The organism is Sphingosinicella sp. BN140058 (assembly GCF_004135585.1).
Classification (GTDB): domain Bacteria; phylum Pseudomonadota; class Alphaproteobacteria; order Sphingomonadales; family Sphingomonadaceae; genus Allosphingosinicella.
On record NZ_CP035501.1, the window covers coordinates 3,386,988 to 3,404,211 of the forward strand.

Consider the following 17,224-nt stretch of genomic DNA (forward strand, 5'->3'; position numbering starts at 1 on the left):
AATATGCCATTGACCGATCCCCTGGGTGATATGCTCACCCGCATCCGCAACGGCCAGCAGGCCCGCAAGGACAGCGTGGTTTCTCCCGCGTCCAAGCTGCGCGCGCGCGTCCTCGACGTGCTCCAGCGCGAGGGCTACATCCGCGGCTACACGGAAGAAGCGCTCGGCCGTCATGCCGGCCTGCGCATCGAGCTCAAATATTTCGAAGGCCGCCCGGCGATCCAGCACGTGGTGCGCGTTTCGAAGCCGGGTCGCCGCGTCTATTCGGGCAGCCAGGATCTGCCGCGGGTCCGCAACGGCCTCGGCATCACCATCGTGTCGACACCGCGTGGCGTGCTTTCGGATAGCGAAGCGCGTGAACAGAATGTCGGCGGCGAAGTGCTCGCGGAGGTGTTCTGATGTCTCGTATCGGTAAGCGCCCGATCGACATGCCGGCGGGCGTCTCGGCGACGACCGAGGGCCGCACGCTCTCGGTCAAGGGTCCTAAGGGCACCCTTCAGCTGCAGATGCTCGACGACATCAGCTACGAGGTCGGCGAAGGTTCGATCTCCGTGCAGCCCGCCAACGATACCAAGCGCGCCCGGTCCTTCTGGGGCATGCAGCGTTCGATGGTGCAGAACCTGGTGACCGGAGTCACCGAGGGCTTCACCAAGACGCTCGAGATTACCGGCGTCGGCTATCGTGCTGCGATGCAGGGCAAGAACCTGCGTCTTCAGCTCGGCTACAGCCACGACGTCAACATCGAGGTTCCGGCCGACCTGACCGTCGCGACCCCGGATCCGACGACGGTGGTGATCACCGGCAACGATCGGCAGCGTGTCGGTCAGCTCGCCGCAGAGATCCGTCGCTGGCGCAAGCCCGAGCCGTACAAGGGCAAGGGCATCAAGTATCGCGGCGAGTATATCTTCCGCAAAGAAGGCAAGAAGAAGTAAGCCATGGCGAAACTCTCTCTCTTCGAACGGCGCCGTCAGCGCGTCCGTACTTCGCTTCGGAAGCGTGCCGGCGAACGCCCGCGGCTTTCGATCCACCGCTCCGGGCGTCACATCTACGCCCAGGTCATCAACGACGTCGAAGGCCGGACTGTCGCGTCCGCTTCGACCCTGGAGAAGGACGTGCGCGGTACCACCGGCGCGACCACCGGCAGCGCCCAGGACGTGGGTCGCCGGATCGCCGAGCGTGCCAAGGCCGCCGGCGTGACCCAGGTCGTCTTCGACCGTGGTGGTTTCCTTTTCCACGGCCGCGTCAAGGCGCTGGCGGATGCCGCCCGCGAAGGCGGATTGGAGTTCTAAATGGCTGACGAAAACAACCAGGTCACCGAGACCTCGGAGCAGAGCAACACGCAGCCTGCGGAAAATGCGCCCGCCGATGGCGGTCAGCGCCGCGAGCGTGGCGCCCGTGGCGGCCGTGGTGGCCGCGACGGCGGCAACCGCGACAATCGCGGCGGCCGTGGCCGTCGCGACGATCGCCGCGGTAACCGCGACGAAGATCAGGGCGAAGAGCTGATCGAGAAGCTGGTTCACATCAACCGCGTCTCGAAGACGGTCAAGGGCGGTAAGCGCTTCGGCTTCGCAGCCCTGGTCGTCGTCGGCGACGGCAAGGGCCGGGTCGGCTTCGGTCATGGCAAGGCGCGCGAAGTGCCGGAGGCGATCTCCAAGGCGACCGCCGCGGCGAAGAAGGCGATGGTTCGCGTTCCGCTTCGCGAAGGCCGTACGCTGCACCATGACGGCATGGGCCATTTCGGCGCCGGCCGCGTCTACGTGCGCTCGGCTCCGCAGGGTACCGGCATCATCGCCGGCGGTCCGATGCGTGCCGTGTTCGAGAGCCTCGGCGTTGCCGACGTGGTTACCAAGTCGGTCGGCACGTCCAACCCGTACAACATGATCCGGGCGACTTTCGAGGCGCTCACCGAACAGACCAGCCCGAAGTCGGTTGCTCAGCGCCGCGGCAAGAAGATTGCCGACCTGCTGCGCCGCGGCGGCTCGGCCGATGCGGACGCTCAGGCGGACGCGCAGCTGGTCACGGAGTAAGACAGATGGCGACAGTCAAGATCACCCAGACCGGATCTCCGATCCGGCGCAGCCCCGATCAGCGTCAGACTCTGATCGGCCTGGGCCTCAACAAGCGTCACAAGACGGTCGAGCTGCAGGACACCCCCGAGGTGCGCGGCATGATCCGTAAGGTGCAGCACATGGTGACGGTCGAGGGGTAAAACTCCCCTCCCCTTCAGGGGAGGGGTCGGGGGCGGGGGAGTCGTAGGGCACCTCCGTCTGACTCCCCCTCTCCTTCGCCGCCATTCAGGCGGCTCTTCCTCTCCCCTGAAGGGGAGAGGGTGGCGCGACAAAAGCGAAAGCGAGTGCAGACATGAAACTCAACGAAATCCGTGACAACCAGGGTGCCCGCAAGTCCCGCGTCCGCGTCGGCCGCGGCATCGGCTCGGGCTTGGGCAAGACCGCCGGCCGCGGTCAGAAGGGCGCCAAGTCGCGCTCGGGCGTTTCGATCGCCGGCTTCGAAGGCGGTCAGATGCCGCTCCACATGCGGCTGCCGAAGCGCGGCTTCAACAACATCTTCGCCAAGGATTATGCCGAGGTGAATCTCGGCGCGATCCAGAAGGCGCTCGACAGCGGCAAGCTGTCCGCCGACGGCACGCTCGATCACGCAGCGCTGAAGGCCGCCGGCCTCGCCCGCGGCGGCAAGGACGGCGTGCGCCTGCTCGGCAAGGGCAGCTTCACGGCCAAGCTCAGCTTCCGCGTCGCCGGCGCTTCCGCCGGTGCCCGCCAGGCGGTCGAAGCCGCCGGCGGCTCGGTCGAGGTGATCGAAGTCGTTCCGGCCGCCGAGAAGGCCAAGGCCAAGAAGAACAGCGTCAAGAAGCGCACGAACGCCTGAGCCGCCTCGCGGTCTAGGGCTGACAGCCTCTGACTAATCACTATATGAGGCGGCGGGGGTGATCAGCTTCCGCCGCCTTTTACCTTTGATTCCGGGATCGTAGACACATGGCATCCGCAGCCGACCAGATGGCAGCCAACCTGAGCCTGGCGAGTTTCGCCAAGGCCACCGATCTCAAGAAGCGGCTGTGGTTCACCCTCGGCGCGCTGATCCTGTTCCGTCTGCTGAGCTTCATCCCGCTGCCGGGCATCGATCCGCGCGCGCTCGGCACCCTGTTCGATACCACCCGCGGCACCGTCCTCGACTTCTTCAACACCTTTTCGGGCGGCAGCCTGGAGCGGATGAGTCTGATCGCGCTCGGCGTGATGCCCTACATCACCGCGTCGATCGTGGTGCAGCTCGCTTCGTCGATGTCGCCGAGCCTCGCAGCCCTCAAGAAGGAGGGCGAGGCCGGCCGCAAGAAGATGAACCAATATACGCGCTACGGCACGGTGCTGCTGGCGACCGTCCAGGGCTATTTCATCGCCGTCGGTCTCGAAGGCTGGGGCAATGGTGCCGCCGTGCTCGATCCGGGCTGGGTCTTCCGCCTCACCACGGTCGTCAGCCTGATCGGCGGCACGATGTTCCTGATGTGGATCGGCGAGCAGATCACCAGCCGCGGCATCGGCAACGGCGTTTCGCTGATCATCATGGCCGGCATTGTCGCCCAGCTGCCGACCGCGCTCGCGCAGGTTTTTGAAGGCGGCCGCACCGGCACCATGTCGCCGGTGATGATCTTCGGCGTGATCGCGCTGATCGTCGCCCTGGTGCTCGGCATCTGCTTCATGGAGCGCGCCCAGCGCCGGGTGCTCATCCAATATCCGAAGCGACAGACCGCGCGCGGCCAGATGCAGGCCGAACGCTCGCACCTGCCGCTGAAGATCAACACCGCCGGCGTCATTCCGCCGATCTTCGCCTCGTCGCTGCTGCTGATGCCGCTGACCATCGCGCAGTTCGCCGGCAATCGGGTCGCCGGTGAGAGCGCCTGGGGCGACGTCCTGATCACCGTCACCGCCGCGCTTCAGCACGGCCAGCCGCTCTACATGCTGATGTATGCCGCCGGGATCATCTTCTTCTGCTTTTTCTACACCGCCGTGGTCTTCAACCCGGAGGAGACCGCCGAGAATCTGAAGCGCTACGGCGGCTTCATCCCCGGCATCCGTCCGGGCAAGCGCACCGAGGAATATCTGGATTATGTGCTGACCCGGATCACGGTGATCGGGGCCGGCTATCTGACCCTTATCTGTCTCGTGCCGGAATTCCTGATCGCCAAGGCGGGTATCCCGTTCTACCTGGGCGGCACCAGTCTGCTGATCGTGGTCAACGTGACCATGGACACGGTGACGCAGATCCAGAGCCATCTCATCGCGCATCAATATGGCGATCTGATCAAGAAGGCGAAGCTCAAGGGCGGCCGCGGCCGCTGAGCAAGATCGCTAAAGGGGAGAGCGTGTGGCGATGAACATCATTTTGCTTGGTCCGCCGGGTGCGGGTAAGGGTACCCAGGCGCAGCGGCTCGAGCAGGAGCGCGGCATGGTGCAATTGTCGACCGGCGACATGCTCCGCGCGGCCGTCGCCGCCAAGACTCCGGTCGGGCTCAAGGCCAAGGCCGTTATGGACGCCGGCGAGTTGGTCTCTGACGAGATCGTCACCGGCATTCTGTCCGATCGTCTCGACCAGGACGACGTTCGTGGCGGCTTCATTCTCGACGGCTATCCGCGCACCGACGTTCAGGCGAAGTCGCTCGACCGCTTGCTCGATCAGAAGGGGATGAAGCTCGATTACGTGATCGAGCTCGCCGTCGACGAGAATGCGCTAATTGATCGGATCACCGGCCGTTATTCCTGCGCCAGCTGCGGCGAAGGCTATCATGACCGCTACAAGCTGCCCAAGGTCGAGGGTCGCTGCGACGTCTGCGGATCGGAAGCGTTCAAGCGCCGCCCCGACGACAATGCCGAGACCGTGCGTACCCGCCTTGCCGAATATCGTGCCAAGACGGCGCCGATCCTGCCGCATTACGAGCCGATCGGCATCGTCCGAAAGGTTGACGGCATGGCACCGATGGCGGACGTGGGCGCGGCGATCCAGGCGATCCTCGACGGCGTCTGAGTCCCGCCTGCACGATTGGAATCGAGCAGCCCACAATCCCCCGATTGCGGGCTGCCTTCATATCGGCGTCGTATTACCGCCCCTTGTTGGCGATGATCGCGACTTCGGCCCCGGAAGGCTTCGGCGTGACGATCAGGTAGAAGGCGCCGCCTTGCGCCTCGTTGGTGCCGGCGAGGATGTGGTCGCCGTCGCGGATCTGGTGTTCCGAGGAATAGCCGGCGCGTACCGCCTGCGTGTGGTACCAGTCGAGCACGCGCTGATAGGGATCGCCGGTGGTGAAGGTAATCGCGCGGATGCGGCAGTCGCCCTGGTTCGCACCGGCGGATTCGGTGACTCTGCCGCCGGGATAGACCGGGAAGGTGGCCGAGAGCCGCTGCGCCCAGGCCGGATTGTAATCCCATTTCGCACCGCCAGGGCAGGCGATGCCGCCGTCGCCGGCTGCGGCGGCACTGAGCTGCGCCTGCTGGGCGCCCGCACTGCCGGGCAGGGGCGCCGGATATTGCGCCTGCGCCGGGGATTCGGCCGGGCGGACCGCATTTCGGTTCGATTGCTGCGCAAGCTGCGGATCGACCGCGATCTGGTCTTCGAGCGCGCTGGTCAGCGCCGGATCGGTGTCGTTGAGTTCGTTGTCGAGCCCGGCGAGGTTGTTCTCGCTGGCGCCGCCGCCGCTGCACGCGGCAAGCGCCAAAGCAGCGGCAAGGGCCGTATGGCGCAAATTCATCTTGGCTTTCGACATCGGTGACACTCCCATTCCCCGCCTTTTGCCCGAAGCGCGCGGACAGTGGGTAAGCGGATTTGGTTAATTGTCCCCTGTCGGGATCGCTGTCCCGGCTTGGGACTGCCACCAGGCGAAGGTTTCCGCCTGCACGCCATCGATGAAGCGCTTCGCCTCCGGTCCAAGCCACGGGCCTTCATATCCGCGGGCGCGGGCGGCGCCGCCGACCCACCAGCCCTGACCGGGCAGGCGATCGCTTTGGCGCACCACCAGCACGGCGAGTTCGGGCTCGCCTCGCGCCGCCGCATCCTCATCGACCGCGGCGAGGATTGCGCAGAGCGCCCGCATCTTCGGGCGCGAAAAAGTGTAGCCAAGACGCTCCAGCACCTCGGAATATGTGAGGGCTGTGCCGGCCTGCGCAGCGGCGACGAGATGGAGGCGGACCTCCTCGGGTTCGGCAAGCGCAGCCATTGGCGCAATCTCTATCGCAGCACAGGCAAGTGACCAAGGGTGCCGACCACGCTTTTGCGGGTCTGGGTGGTTTCGCCGGCCGCCGAGATGCTCTAACCGCGGCGCGTGAGTCAGAATCAGGCACGCGGCGGGCTGATCCTCGGCTTTTCCGCTTATCTCCTCTGGGGCGTCCTGCCCCTCTACTTCAAGGCGATCCACGAAGTAGGCGCGATCGAGATCGTCTCGCACCGCATCGTGTGGTCGCTCTTCTTTCTCGCGGCGCTCGCGACCGCCTGGCGTAAATGGTCCGGGATCCGGACGGCTCTCGCCACGCCGCGCCTGGTGATGACCCTGATGCTCACCGCTGCGCTGATCGGAATCAACTGGCTGGTCTACATCTACGCGGTGGTGAGCGGCCACGTGCTCGAAGGCAGCCTTGGCTATTATCTCAACCCCCTCGTCAACGTGCTGCTCGGGGTGGTGCTGCTGAAGGAGCGCCTCAGCTTCTTTCAGAAGCTCGCCGTCGGCCTTGCCGCCGTGGGAGTCGCAATCCTCGCCGCCGGTGCCGGCAGCGCCTTGTGGATCAGCCTCACCCTGGCGGCGAGCTTTGCGTCCTACGGCTATTTCCGAAAGGTCGCGCCGGTCGATGCGCTCGAGGGCCTCGCGATCGAGACCATCCTGCTCTGCCCGCTGGCGCTCGCCTATCTGTTCTGGATGCAGCATGTCGGCGAGAGCGGCTTCCTCCAGGATCGAAGGACCGACATCCTGCTGATCCTTGGCGGCGCGATCACCGCCGTTCCGCTGCTGCTGTTCACCGCGGCCGCCCGCCGGCTGCCTTATTCGACGCTCGGCTTCCTCCAATATGTCGCGCCCTCGATGCAGTTCATGCTCGCGGTCGCCGTGTTCGGCGAGCCGTTGACGGCATCGCATCTGGTCTGCTTCGGCCTGATCTGGACGGCGCTCGTCATTTTCATCGTGGAGGGCGTGCGCAGCGGCCGTGCGGGCATGCGGGCCCGAAGGGAGGAGGCGGCAGCGTCGAGATGAGGCTCTGGCGGGTCGCGAGATCACCCGCTAGTGATTGCGCGATGTCCTCTCCGATGCTCCGCGCCACGCGCCTCCTGATCCTCGCCGGCCTGCTGACGCCGTTGATCGGCTGCGACGTGCCGCCGGTGGCAAAAAGTCTCTATTCGCCGTGCCGGGTGATCTCGTCGGCCAACTGGACGGCGCGCGTCGAGGGATATCTCACCCGCCACGGCCATCCGGAGCACCGTCGCAACCTTGTCGTCGAGGGCGACGTCACCGTGCCGAGCCAGGGTTATTCCCTGACGCTTGAGCCGGGAGCGACGCAGCGGATCGAGCCTCACTTCAGGCAGATGCACCTCAATGCGCAACCGGGCCCCGACAGCGCCGCCCAGATGGTGTCGACCCGTCATGTCGTCGCGCGCATCCCCTACGACAAGAAAATCCAGGGCTTCGCGATTCGCTGCGGTGACGGCATCATCGCCGAAATCCCGGAGATCGCGCCGGAACCGTCAGCCTAGAGCATGATCGGATCACACCGAGTCAGCCGGATCCGTGAATGATGTTCCTGTCCTTGTTCTATAACGAGCCGACCAGCGCAGGTCGCAGCACGAGCGCGATGCCGACGATGCTGACCAGGAACGCGATCGTGCGGACGACCGGCGTGCCGGCCGCATAAAGCGGCAGGTAGACAATTCGCGCGCCGAGCCACAGCAAGGCACCGATGGCGGTCGATCGGTCTTCCAGGTCGGCCACGGTGACGATCAGGATTGCGGCCGCCATGATCGGAAAGGTCTCGAAGAAATTGGCCTGCGCGCGGGCCAGCCGGCCGACGATCGGATTCGGCGGCGGCAGCGCCTCGTCGCGTGCGCCGACGTTCCACTTGGTGCCGTATTGCCGGGTCTTGAACCGCACGGCGATGAAGATGTGAAGGATGCCGAGAATGCAGCCCCAGGCGAGAACGGAAAGGTCGATCGTCATGCCCGCGACTGTCTGCCAAGGCGGCTCGGCGCGCAAGTGGTGACAGAGGCCGCAGGCTTTGCCACACTCCAACGATGTCGACCGCACCCCACCTCGTCCACGCCGCAGAATTGAGCCTGCCGGGCTGGATCTATCGCGATCCCGAATTCTTCGCTGCGGAGATGGATCGCGTCATCCGGCCATCGTGGCAGGTGGTGTGCCACGCCAACGACATCGCCGCGCCAGGGCAGTGGCAGACCATCGACTATCTCGGCGAGAGCGTGATCGTCATCCGCGGCGACGACCATGCCGTGCGCGCCTTCACCAACGTCTGCCGCCATCGTGCGTCGCGGATCGTCAGTGGCGACGTGGGCTGCGCGCGCCGACTGACCTGCCCCTACCACGCCTGGACCTATGCGCTCGACGGGCGGCTGATCGGCGTGCCGCACAAGAGCGACTATCCCGGGCTCGATCAATCCGGTCTCGGCCTGGTCGCGGTCGACCTCGAAATCTGGCGCGGCTTCGTCTTCGTGCGCCTGAAATCCGGCGGCCCTTCGGTGGCCGAGATGATGGCACCTTACGACCATGAGGTCGAACCCTATCGCTTCGACGCCCTGCAGGCCCTCGGCCGGGTGACGCTGCGCCCGCGCGACGTCAACTGGAAGAACGTCGCCGACAATTATTCCGACGGGCTCCACATTCCGGTGGCGCATCCGGGCCTCACCCGGCTGTTCGGCCGCGGTTACGCGATCGAGGCCAACGATCACGTCGATCGGATGGCCGGCGATCTGCTCGATCGCCCGTCGAGCAACGTCTCGGAACGGGCCTATCAGGCAATGCTGCCGACCGTTGAGCATTTGCCGCCGGCGCTTCGCCGCCGCTGGCTCTATTTCAAGTTGTGGCCCAATGTCGCGTTCGACATCTACCCGGATCAGGTCGATTTCATGCAGTTCCTGCCGGTCTCCCCGACCGAGACCCTGATCCGGGAGATCAGCTACGCCCTTCCCGACGATCGCCGGGAAATGCGGGCTGCCCGCTATCTGAACTGGCGCATCAATCGCCGCGTCAACGACGAGGACACCGCTCTCATCCGCGGGGTCCAGCAGGGCATGGCGTCGCAAAGCTGGGTGCCGGGCCCGCTCGGCGAAAGCGAAGTGTGCCTGCGCAGTTTCGCCCGCAAGATCCGTCGCCTGATCCCGGAGGCGAACCTCCACCAGCCGCCGGCGCCGGGATGGAGCCGGGCAATCAGCCGCTGAAGCGGGGCCTGAATTTGCGGCGCTCCGGATCGGGCCGGCAGGGGAAGCGGCGCTTGATGCAGTCGTTGAAGAAGCGCCCGGCCGACGGGGCTTTTCGCAGGCCCTCGTAAATCGCCTCGGGCACGCCGGAATAGACGTAGCGCCCGCTGTCTTTGAACCAGATGCTCAGCACGCTCTCGGCCTCGTCATAGGCGACTCGCGAGATCATGCTCGATGACAGCTTGGCGGCGCGCAAGATCGGACTCCACGATGGCGTTCCCGACGTCAGCGAGCGTCCGACTCGGGCGTTCCGAGCCTTTCGCCAGAGCGAATCGATTCGGCGTCCGAACGAGTCGGCTTGCCTCCGGCAGGCGGGCGCGCGATGTTTCACCGATGAGCCGGGATCCCCGCATCGACGCCTACATCGCGCGTCAGCAGACCTTCGCCCGGCCTATCCTCGAATGGATCCGCGAGTCCGTTCATGCGGCATTACCCGAGGTGGAGGAGGGGATTCGCTGGGGCATGCCGTCTTTCTCCTGGAAGGGGCGGCCGCTCGCCCACATGGCCGGGTTCAAGGCGCACGCCACGCTCGGCTTCTGGCGGGGCGGAGAGATTTCGTCGAGGCCGCTCCGGCCGAAAAGGCGATGGGCCAGTTCGGGCGCATGACCTCGCCGGATGACCTTCCGGACGCGCAGGCTTTTCGCCGGATGATCCACGACGCTGCTGCGCTCATCGAGGCGGGCCGCGCACCGAGACCGAGACCTGAAAAGGCGGATCTGCCGATGCCGGAGGATCTTGCGGCCGCGCTTGCGGCGCGGCCGCCCGGAGCGGAGAAATTCGCCGCGCTGAGCCCGAGCGGCCGCCGCGAATATCTCGAATGGATATTGGAGGCGAAGCGTCCGGAAACGCGCGCGAAACGGATCGCCGAGGCCGCGGAATGGATTGCCGAAGGCAAGCGTCGCAACTGGAAATACGAGAGAAAGTCGTCCTGAAGCCGCCCCGGGCCGCCGGAAATTATACCGCGTCCTTAACACTCCATCAAACTCCTCGGCGTACCCATCGGGACACTCCGCAGCATGCAGGTCCCAATGTATCACGCGCCCGTTAATCTGGATCTTGAACCGCAGGACGTCGAGCCGGCGGAGCTTGCCGACGACGGCGTCGGCACGGATGCGAGCAGCCAGCGGCTGCGCGAAGCGCATCTGCACAATGGTCAGGTCCTGACCCGCGCCCATTTCGCCCCCTTCTTCGCGATCACCGCGAACGCCGGCGCGTGTCTCGTCGCCTGGGCGATGTTCGGATCGGTGAAGATCGAGACGATCGGCGGCTGGCTGGCCGTCGTCCTGCTGGCCTACTCGACCTACTGGCGCGTGTCCGTGCGCGAGGGCGCCGTCGCCAACAGCCGTTCGGCGCAGGGCAGGGCACCGATCCGCACGATGCTCGAGGCCGTCGGGCTGGCTGTAATCTGGGTGTCGCTGCCCACCTACGCCTTCGCCACCCAGGAACATTCGGTGCAGGTGGTGATCGGCGGCGTCATGGCGGCGATGATCATTGCCGCGATCGGCCTGGCCGCGGCGCCCGCCGCGGCATTCGCCTGGATCGCCTCAATCACGGCAGCCCTCTGCTGCGCTTATTATCTCGGCAGTTCCCAGCTTGCGCCGACGGTCGGACTCACCATCGTCGGCGTCGCCGCGGTCGGCATCGTCGGCGTTTCTCGCCTCACCCGCTGGAGCTTCGAGCAGCTTCAGACCATTGCCCATGTCCGCACCCAGGCGGAGTCGGTTCGCTTGCTGCTCAAGGAATATGAGCATCGCGGTGTCGGCTGGCTGTGGCAGGTCGATGCGGAGAACCGGGTCGTCTACATCTCCTCGCGAATGACCGCCCTGCTCGGGCGCTCGGCCAACCAGCTGATCGGCCATTCGCTGCCGGCGACGCTCGGCGGCAACAGCGCGCTCGGCCGCACCTTGCTCGCCCGGCAGCCCTTCGCCAGCCTGGAAATGGAGCTGAAGACGCGCCGCGGCACCCGCTGGATCAGCCTCGCCGGCGATCCGATCATCGACATGGGCGGCCAGTTTCAGGGATTCCGCGGGGTCGGCTCCGACATCACCGAAGTCCGCAAGACCCAGGAGCGCCTGACCAATCTGGCCAATATGGACGTGCTCTCCGGCCTGCCCAATCGCGGCCGGGTCCGGCAGCTGCTCGGCGAGGCGCTGTCCTCGGCGACCTCGGGCAACGTGCCGTGCGCGATCATGTTTCTCGATCTCGACGGGTTCAAGCCGGTCAACGACACGTTCGGCCATCCCAAGGGCGACGCAGTGCTCAAGAACGTGTCGCAGCGCCTGGTCAAGGAGGTCGGCGAGCTCGGCCACGTCGGCCGCATGGGCGGTGACGAATTCGCCATCGTCATCCGCGACGCCCAGAGCCGCAAGAAGGTCGAGGACCTCGCCCGCCGGATCATCCAGGCGGTCGCCGAACCCTATCAGATCGAGAAGGTCGAAATCCGCATCGGAGTCTCGATCGGCTGTGCGTTCGGCCCGATCGACGGCCAGACCGTGGACGATCTCATCCAGAAGGCCGATCTGGCGCTCTACCAGGCAAAGGCACAGGGACGGGGAACCTGCTGCTATTTCTCCGCCGACATGCAGAACGAGGCCGAGGATCGCCTCCGGCTCGAGCAGGACCTGCGCCAGGCACTGTCGCTCAAGCAGTTCCGGCTCGATTACCAGCCGCTGGTCAACGCCGCCGATCAGAGCCTGATCGGTTTCGAGGCGCTGATCCGCTGGCACCACCCGACCCGCGGCATGGTCTCCCCGGCGGATTTCATTCCGCTCGCGGAGGAAACCGGGCTGATCATGCACCTCGGCGACTGGGTAATCGAGGAAGCGTGCCGCGCCGCCGCGGTGTGGCCCGATTATATCAGCGTCGCACTCAACCTATCCGCTCGTCAGCTGATCCTGCCGGCGCTTCCCAATACGGTCAGCGAAGCGCTGTCGCGCTACAAGCTGAAGCCGAACCGGCTGGAGCTCGAAGTCACCGAAAGCGTGTTCCTCGGCGATTCCGAAGGGTCGCTCGACGTACTGAAGCGGCTGCGCGCGCTCGGCGTCGGCATCGCGCTCGACGATTTCGGCACCGGCTATTCCTCGCTCGGCTATCTCAACAAGGCGGTGTTCCACAAACTGAAGATCGACGGCAGCTTCGTCCGCGAAGCCGGCAACAATCGCGAGACAGTGGCGATCATCCAGTCGATCGTCAGCCTGGCCAAGAGTTTCCGGATGAGCGTCACCGCCGAGGGCGTCGAAACCGCCGACGATTTCACCCGCATGCGCGATCTCGGCGTCAACCAGATCCAGGGCTATCTGTTCGGGCGGCCGATGAGCTTCGAGCGCGCCACCGATCTCGTCCACGGCATCCAGTCGAAGATGACGGCCTGATCGTTCGGCGTTAGGCTGCGGCGATGCGCGTCAGCCTGATCCTCCTCTGCTTGTCCGTCGCCGGCTGTGGCCGGGACGAGCCGGCACCGCCCGTCGAGTCCAATCGCACGGCGGCTGTGCCGGCGTCGAACGTCCCGCGCGGCGAGACGAGGCCCACACCGGCGGAAAGCCGGACGGACGAAAGCGCGGGCCGGGACGCCGCTGCAGTGCTTCGCCGCTATTACGATCATATCGAGGGTGGCCGTTACAGGGACGCCTGGGCGATGCGCAGCGAGAGCGACGAAGGCTATGACCGCTTCGAGCGCAATTTCGCTGGCTATGACCGCTACAAGGTGTCGCTCGGCCCGGCGACACGGCCGGTCGAAGCGGGCGGCTGGGCCTATGTCGAGGTGCCGATCCAGATCTTCGGCACGATGAAGGGCGGCAAGGGATTCGGCAGCGTCGGCAACGTCACCATGCGCAAAGCGGTGAAGGTCCCCGACGCGACCCCGCGCCAGCGCCGCTGGCACATCTATACGGGCTGAGGCTCCGCTTTTCGATGGACACTTTACCAATCCAGGATGTTATGTAATCACATAACAATCTTGAGGAGGAGAGAGGCCATGACCTATCGCTACACGATGCATCGTCGTCCGGTCTATGCGACGATCAAGGATGCCCCGATCAGCGATCTCAACACCACGCCGCTGATCGACGTCATGCTCGTGCTCCTCATCATGTTCATCATCACCATCCCGATCACGACCCACAGCGTGAAGTTGAACCTGCCCACGGTCCCCGAAACCCTGGCGGCCCCACCCGAAACCCACCGCCTCGACATGGACGGGCGCGGCGGGCTTACGTTCGACGGCAAGCCGATCAGCGAGGCCGCGCTCACGCCCAGGCTGGTTGCGATGCGCACCGGGAACCCGGAGGCGGTGCTGCACTTTCGTACCGACGGCAAAGCGCGCTATGAGGATTTCGATCGGACGCTGGCCGTGGTGAAGCGCGCCGGGATCGAACGGCTCGGCTTCCTCGGCAACGAGGGCTTCGTCGACGCGCTTCAGCGCTGACCGTGAATAGGGCGCCGCGCATCGACGCGGGGCGCCCCGGGCCGAGGAGTAGGTGATGATGAAGAAGATGGTTTCGCTGCTGGTCCTGTCCCTGCTTGCTGCAGGCTGCGAGGACGGCGCTCCCGAGCGGACGACGACCTCGGTTCAGGCGGCCAACACTGTTTCCGATCAGCTCAAGGGCATGTCCGAGCTGTATCGCAATCTCGGCCTTCGCCGCGCGATCATGGACACCGGCAATCGCTGCAAGAAGGTCGATCGCGGCGGCTATCAGGAGCAATATAAGACGATGGCGCTGTGGACGGCGCATTGCACGGACACCGGCGATTGGGCGATCTTCATCGCACCCAATGCCGACATTCAGGTTCGCCAATGCCGTCACATGGCGGAACTCAAGCTGCCGGCGTGCCGCCCGATTGCCGCTCCGGCGGCGGAAGCGAAGCCGGCGCCGAAAGCCTGATCGCGCGAGAGCCTTCGACGCCAACGGAACCCCGCCGCGGAAGGGGGTTACCGCGGCGGGGCCATTGAAGGGCCAGGTGAAAAGGGGGATACCCGGCCCCTTGGCCACCAGGGAGAGTGTGGCCAAGCATTATTTGGTACTAAGTTACGGATTTTAAAGACCCTTTCCCGTCTCTTCACAGCTTTTCGGCGGCCTCGGGCCGGCGCCGGAACCGGGCGCGGCCGGGGCCGTTCCGACCTTCATCCATTGAAGGAGGAACAGCATGGCAGACGAAAAGGCCGGAACGTCGGCGGACCAGGCGCGCCCGCCCGAAGTCGGCAGCGCGTCTCGCCCCTCCGCCGGCCAGGCGACTGCCGGAACCGATCCGCTCCGCCCGGACCAGGAAGGAGCGGACCATGTCGGCAAGGGGCCGCTCGGCGGCAGCGGCGGCAGCGGCGATTATGATGCCGGCGCTGGTGGTGCGGGGCAGGATCTCTCGGGCACGCACGAGGGCGGGGGCGCTGTTCTGCCTGGAAAGGGCCAGCCAGGCGACGACGACAAATACCGGCCGAGCGGCGGCCGCGGCGCGACCGCCGGCGGCTCGGATGGTGGCGTCGAGGGCGGCCCGGGCGGCGCCGCACCGGATGCGTCCGACAATTCGAACCGGTGACGCTCGGCGCCCGCGGCCGCCGGCTCAGCCGAGCGCGCGCGGACCGAAGGTGAGGTCGAGCTCGCTCCAGCCCCCCTCGTGCAGCTCGCTCGGCAGCGTCACTGGCGCGCAACGTATTACCGCCAGCGTGGCGGCTTCCGCCATCCGCCCCGCGAAGGGCTGATTGGCCGGAGTAACGCCGAATTGAGCAACGAGGGTCGGCAGGCCGATCAACGTTCCATCGGCGGCGTAGCGGACATGCAATTTGGTGACGATCGCGCGCGCAACCGATCCGATCCGGGGCGCCCTGTAGCAGCGGCGAACCTGGCGTGCGGCGGCCGCGATCGCCTCGGCGACCGCCTCAGGATCCGGAGCGATCCGCGCAGCGGCAGGCGGCGGCGGGGCGGGCGCGCTGCAGGCGGCGCATCCGAACACCAGCCCTGCCAGCAGGGCGGCCGCACGGCGCCGCATATTCGGACAGCCCCGCATCGAGAGGTCTCCGTGATTCGTTCCCGGTAACGCCGTCTTCGGGCGCGCCATCAGCCTACGCCCGGCGGCTGCCCGTCTCCAGCCTCGAAGATGCAGTCAGCCGGTGATCTTCGAACCGAGCGGACGGGTCGCCGGACCGTGGATCACGCGGCCCGAAAGCTCGAAGCGCGATCCATGGCATGGGCAGTCCCACGTCCGGTCGGTCTCGTTCCAGCCGACCAGGCAGCCCATGTGGGTGCAGACCGCCGACACCGCGTGCACGGTCCCGGTTTCGTCCTTGAACGCGGCGACATTGTCGCCGTCGATCTTCATCACCGCGGCCTGGCCCGGCGCGAGCGCTTCGAAGCTCTTCGGCTTGGACGCGAGATAGCCGCCGACCAGATGCGCGGCGACACTCAGATTCTCCTTCACGAACTCGCCGCCGCCCGCCATCGGCTTGACCCGTGTCGCGTCGAAGATGTCGAGCCAGGCATGCCCGTCCTTGCCGGTCGCGAGATCGGCGAGGATCATCGCCGCCGCGGTACCGTTCGAAATGCCCCAGGCATCGAAGCCGGTGGCGACCAGATAGCCGTCCTTCGCGGATGACGACCAGCCGATGAACGGCGCACTGTCCATCGGGGTATAATCCTCGTTGACCCAGCGATAGGCGGCAGGTCCGGCATCGAAATTCTCGAGCCAGTGCTCCAGGTCAGCGAAGTTCTGCCGTTCCTCGTCGGTATGCCCCGGCTTGAACGATTGGCCGGCGGCGATCGCGTAAGTGGTGCCATCGGGTGCGCGGTGGGCGCGTATCGAATGGCTCGGCTGCTCGGCATTGATGTACATGCCCGGCGGCACATGCCGGATCGGTGCGACGATCACCGGCTCGGCCTTGGGATAGGCCATCGCATAATAGCCGCCGACCTGCCCCAGCGGCAGGTGGGTCGCCATCACCACGACCCCGGCGGTGACGGTGCCGGTGTCGGTCACCACCCGGGTGGGCTCCCAGTCGACCGCGCGGCTGTTCTCGAAGACGTGGCTGCCGTTACCCGGCAGGGTCTCGGCGAGCCCTGCGACATAGCGGGTCGGATGGAATTGCGCCTGGCCGTCGAAGCGCACCGCTGCGAGCACCTCATAGGGCAGGCCGATGTCGCCGCGGACCAGGGTGGCGGGCAGGCCGAGTCGGCGCGCGACCTCGACCTCTTTCTCGATCTCGGCGACGTGCTTCTCGTCGCGTGTGTAGCAGAATGCCGGCATCTCCTCGATGTCGGCCGAGACTCCATGGGCGGCGGCAAGACGCGACATTTCGCGGATCGCGGCCTCCTGCGCCTCGGCATACAGGCGAGCCCGGTCCTCGCCGAACTTGCGCTCGAGCGTCTGGTAGATGATCGCGTGCTGCGATGTCATCTTCGCTGTCGACTTGCCGGTCACTTCCCGGCCCACGCGCCGCGCCTCGACCACCGCCACGGTCTTGCCCATGTCCTTGAGCAAGCGTGCCGTGGTGATCCCGACGATGCCGCCGCCGATGATCGCCACGTCAACGTGCACCTCCCCGGCAAGCTGCGGAAATCGGGTCGGTGCCGCAGTCGCGTTCCAATAGGAATTGTCGTCGTCGCCGCTTGCCATGATCGCCTCCGCTCAGGTTCGACAGGGTAAATGCGGGCGGTGCTCGGCTGTTCCCGATCCGAAAAAACGCCGCCTTGGCAAAGCCATGGGCGTCAGTGTAACCGTCCTGCACCAATGATGCCGAGGTTCTCCCCACCATGCGATTTGCCGCTGC

24 protein-coding genes are annotated in these 17,224 nt (G+C 66.0%); 18 read left to right on the top strand and 6 right to left on the bottom strand.

Features of this window, described 5'->3' with window-relative positions; translation table 11 throughout:
- The first annotated feature begins 3 nt into the window (after window positions 1-3).
- The 8 genes from rpsH (at window position 4) to ETR14_RS15260 (ending at window position 5,031) form a co-directional block, all read left to right on the top strand.
- A complete protein-coding gene (gene rpsH, locus ETR14_RS15225; protein ID WP_129385897.1) occupies window positions 4-399 on the top strand; it encodes a 30S ribosomal protein S8 in 396 nt (131 codons plus the stop codon).
- Window positions 399-932, top strand: coding sequence for a 50S ribosomal protein L6 (rplF, locus tag ETR14_RS15230; protein WP_129385899.1), 534 nt, complete (start codon window positions 399-401; stop codon window positions 930-932). Before rpsH ends, rplF begins: the two co-directional genes overlap by 1 nt.
- Before the next feature lie 3 nt (window positions 933-935).
- Entirely contained in the window at window positions 936-1,289 is a 354-nt protein-coding gene (gene rplR / locus ETR14_RS15235; protein ID WP_106515001.1) for a 50S ribosomal protein L18, read from the top strand.
- Window positions 1,290-2,027 (top strand): 30S ribosomal protein S5, encoded by a 738-nt coding sequence (rpsE, locus tag ETR14_RS15240; protein ID WP_243455530.1) that lies wholly within the window; start codon window positions 1,290-1,292, stop codon window positions 2,025-2,027.
- Between the two features lie 5 nt (window positions 2,028-2,032).
- Window positions 2,033-2,209 (top strand): 50S ribosomal protein L30, encoded by a 177-nt coding sequence (rpmD, locus tag ETR14_RS15245; RefSeq protein WP_129385900.1) that lies wholly within the window; start codon window positions 2,033-2,035, stop codon window positions 2,207-2,209.
- A gap of 152 nt (window positions 2,210-2,361) precedes the next feature.
- Window positions 2,362-2,883, top strand: coding sequence for a 50S ribosomal protein L15 (rplO, locus tag ETR14_RS15250; protein ID WP_129385902.1), 522 nt, complete (start codon window positions 2,362-2,364; stop codon window positions 2,881-2,883).
- A 107-nt stretch (window positions 2,884-2,990) separates the two neighbouring features.
- Window positions 2,991-4,349: a preprotein translocase subunit SecY gene (gene secY / locus ETR14_RS15255; protein ID WP_129385904.1), complete on the top strand. Its 1,359-nt coding sequence runs from the start codon at window positions 2,991-2,993 to the stop codon at window positions 4,347-4,349.
- A 31-nt stretch (window positions 4,350-4,380) separates the two neighbouring features.
- A complete protein-coding gene (locus ETR14_RS15260) occupies window positions 4,381-5,031 on the top strand; it encodes an adenylate kinase (protein ID WP_129385906.1) in 651 nt (216 codons plus the stop codon).
- 73 nt (window positions 5,032-5,104) lie between these two features.
- On the opposite strand, the gene ETR14_RS15265 is transcribed toward ETR14_RS15260, so the two are convergent.
- Window positions 5,105-5,767 (bottom strand): hypothetical protein, encoded by a 663-nt coding sequence (locus ETR14_RS15265; protein WP_129385908.1) that lies wholly within the window; start codon window positions 5,765-5,767, stop codon window positions 5,105-5,107.
- Window positions 5,768-5,830: 63 nt separating this feature from the next.
- The gene (locus ETR14_RS15270) at window positions 5,831-6,217 is read right to left on the bottom strand and encodes a ribose-phosphate pyrophosphokinase (protein WP_129385909.1); all 387 of its coding nucleotides are present in this window, start codon (window positions 6,215-6,217) and stop codon (window positions 5,831-5,833) included.
- A gap of 105 nt (window positions 6,218-6,322) precedes the next feature.
- On the opposite strand from ETR14_RS15270, the gene rarD reads away from it, so the two are divergent.
- Window positions 6,323-7,240: an EamA family transporter RarD gene (gene rarD, locus ETR14_RS15275; protein WP_129385911.1), complete on the top strand. Its 918-nt coding sequence runs from the start codon at window positions 6,323-6,325 to the stop codon at window positions 7,238-7,240.
- Between the two features lie 41 nt (window positions 7,241-7,281).
- A complete protein-coding gene (locus ETR14_RS15280; protein WP_129385913.1) occupies window positions 7,282-7,737 on the top strand; it encodes a hypothetical protein in 456 nt (151 codons plus the stop codon).
- 58 nt (window positions 7,738-7,795) lie between these two features.
- On the opposite strand, the gene ETR14_RS15285 is transcribed toward ETR14_RS15280, so the two are convergent.
- Entirely contained in the window at window positions 7,796-8,197 is a 402-nt protein-coding gene (locus ETR14_RS15285) for an MAPEG family protein (RefSeq protein ID WP_129385915.1), read from the bottom strand.
- A 74-nt stretch (window positions 8,198-8,271) separates the two neighbouring features.
- On the opposite strand from ETR14_RS15285, the gene ETR14_RS15290 reads away from it, so the two are divergent.
- Window positions 8,272-9,432, top strand: coding sequence for an aromatic ring-hydroxylating dioxygenase subunit alpha (locus ETR14_RS15290; protein WP_129385916.1), 1,161 nt, complete (start codon window positions 8,272-8,274; stop codon window positions 9,430-9,432).
- Here the strand turns inward: ETR14_RS15290 and ETR14_RS15295 are convergent.
- Window positions 9,422-9,667, bottom strand: a complete 246-nt coding sequence (locus tag ETR14_RS15295) for a KTSC domain-containing protein (RefSeq protein ID WP_243455531.1) — start codon at window positions 9,665-9,667, stop codon at window positions 9,422-9,424. The two genes, ETR14_RS15290 and ETR14_RS15295, sit on opposite strands and share 11 nt — an antisense overlap.
- A 137-nt stretch (window positions 9,668-9,804) precedes the next feature.
- On the opposite strand from ETR14_RS15295, the gene ETR14_RS29220 reads away from it, so the two are divergent.
- The 7 genes from ETR14_RS29220 (at window position 9,805) to ETR14_RS15325 (ending at window position 15,000) form a co-directional block, all read left to right on the top strand.
- Window positions 9,805-10,077, top strand: a complete 273-nt coding sequence (locus tag ETR14_RS29220) for an iron chaperone (protein ID WP_243455532.1) — start codon at window positions 9,805-9,807, stop codon at window positions 10,075-10,077.
- Between the two features lie 41 nt (window positions 10,078-10,118).
- Window positions 10,119-10,403, top strand: coding sequence for a YdeI family protein (locus ETR14_RS29225; protein ID WP_243455533.1), 285 nt, complete (start codon window positions 10,119-10,121; stop codon window positions 10,401-10,403).
- A gap of 96 nt (window positions 10,404-10,499) precedes the next feature.
- Window positions 10,500-12,842: a bifunctional diguanylate cyclase/phosphodiesterase gene (locus ETR14_RS15305; RefSeq protein ID WP_165356460.1), complete on the top strand. Its 2,343-nt coding sequence runs from the start codon at window positions 10,500-10,502 to the stop codon at window positions 12,840-12,842.
- A 23-nt stretch (window positions 12,843-12,865) separates the two neighbouring features.
- A complete protein-coding gene (locus ETR14_RS15310; RefSeq protein ID WP_129385920.1) occupies window positions 12,866-13,366 on the top strand; it encodes a hypothetical protein in 501 nt (166 codons plus the stop codon).
- Between the two features lie 78 nt (window positions 13,367-13,444).
- Complete coding sequence (locus tag ETR14_RS15315; protein WP_243455534.1) at window positions 13,445-13,894, top strand: biopolymer transporter ExbD; 450 nt, start codon at window positions 13,445-13,447, stop codon at window positions 13,892-13,894.
- A gap of 55 nt (window positions 13,895-13,949) precedes the next feature.
- Window positions 13,950-14,351, top strand: coding sequence for a hypothetical protein (locus tag ETR14_RS15320; RefSeq protein WP_129385922.1), 402 nt, complete (start codon window positions 13,950-13,952; stop codon window positions 14,349-14,351).
- A gap of 262 nt (window positions 14,352-14,613) precedes the next feature.
- Window positions 14,614-15,000 carry a hypothetical protein gene (locus ETR14_RS15325; RefSeq protein ID WP_129385924.1) on the top strand — a complete coding sequence of 129 codons (387 nt, stop codon included), beginning with the start codon at window positions 14,614-14,616 and terminating at the stop codon, window positions 14,998-15,000.
- Between the two features lie 24 nt (window positions 15,001-15,024).
- Here ETR14_RS15325 and ETR14_RS15330 read toward each other — a convergent pair whose 3' ends face one another.
- Both ETR14_RS15330 and ETR14_RS15335 read right to left on the bottom strand, forming a co-directional pair.
- Window positions 15,025-15,450, bottom strand: coding sequence for a hypothetical protein (locus ETR14_RS15330; protein ID WP_243455535.1), 426 nt, complete (start codon window positions 15,448-15,450; stop codon window positions 15,025-15,027).
- 114 nt (window positions 15,451-15,564) lie between these two features.
- Complete coding sequence (locus ETR14_RS15335) at window positions 15,565-17,070, bottom strand: FAD-dependent oxidoreductase (RefSeq protein WP_129385926.1); 1,506 nt, start codon at window positions 17,068-17,070, stop codon at window positions 15,565-15,567.
- Window positions 17,071-17,224 lie beyond the last annotated feature (154 nt).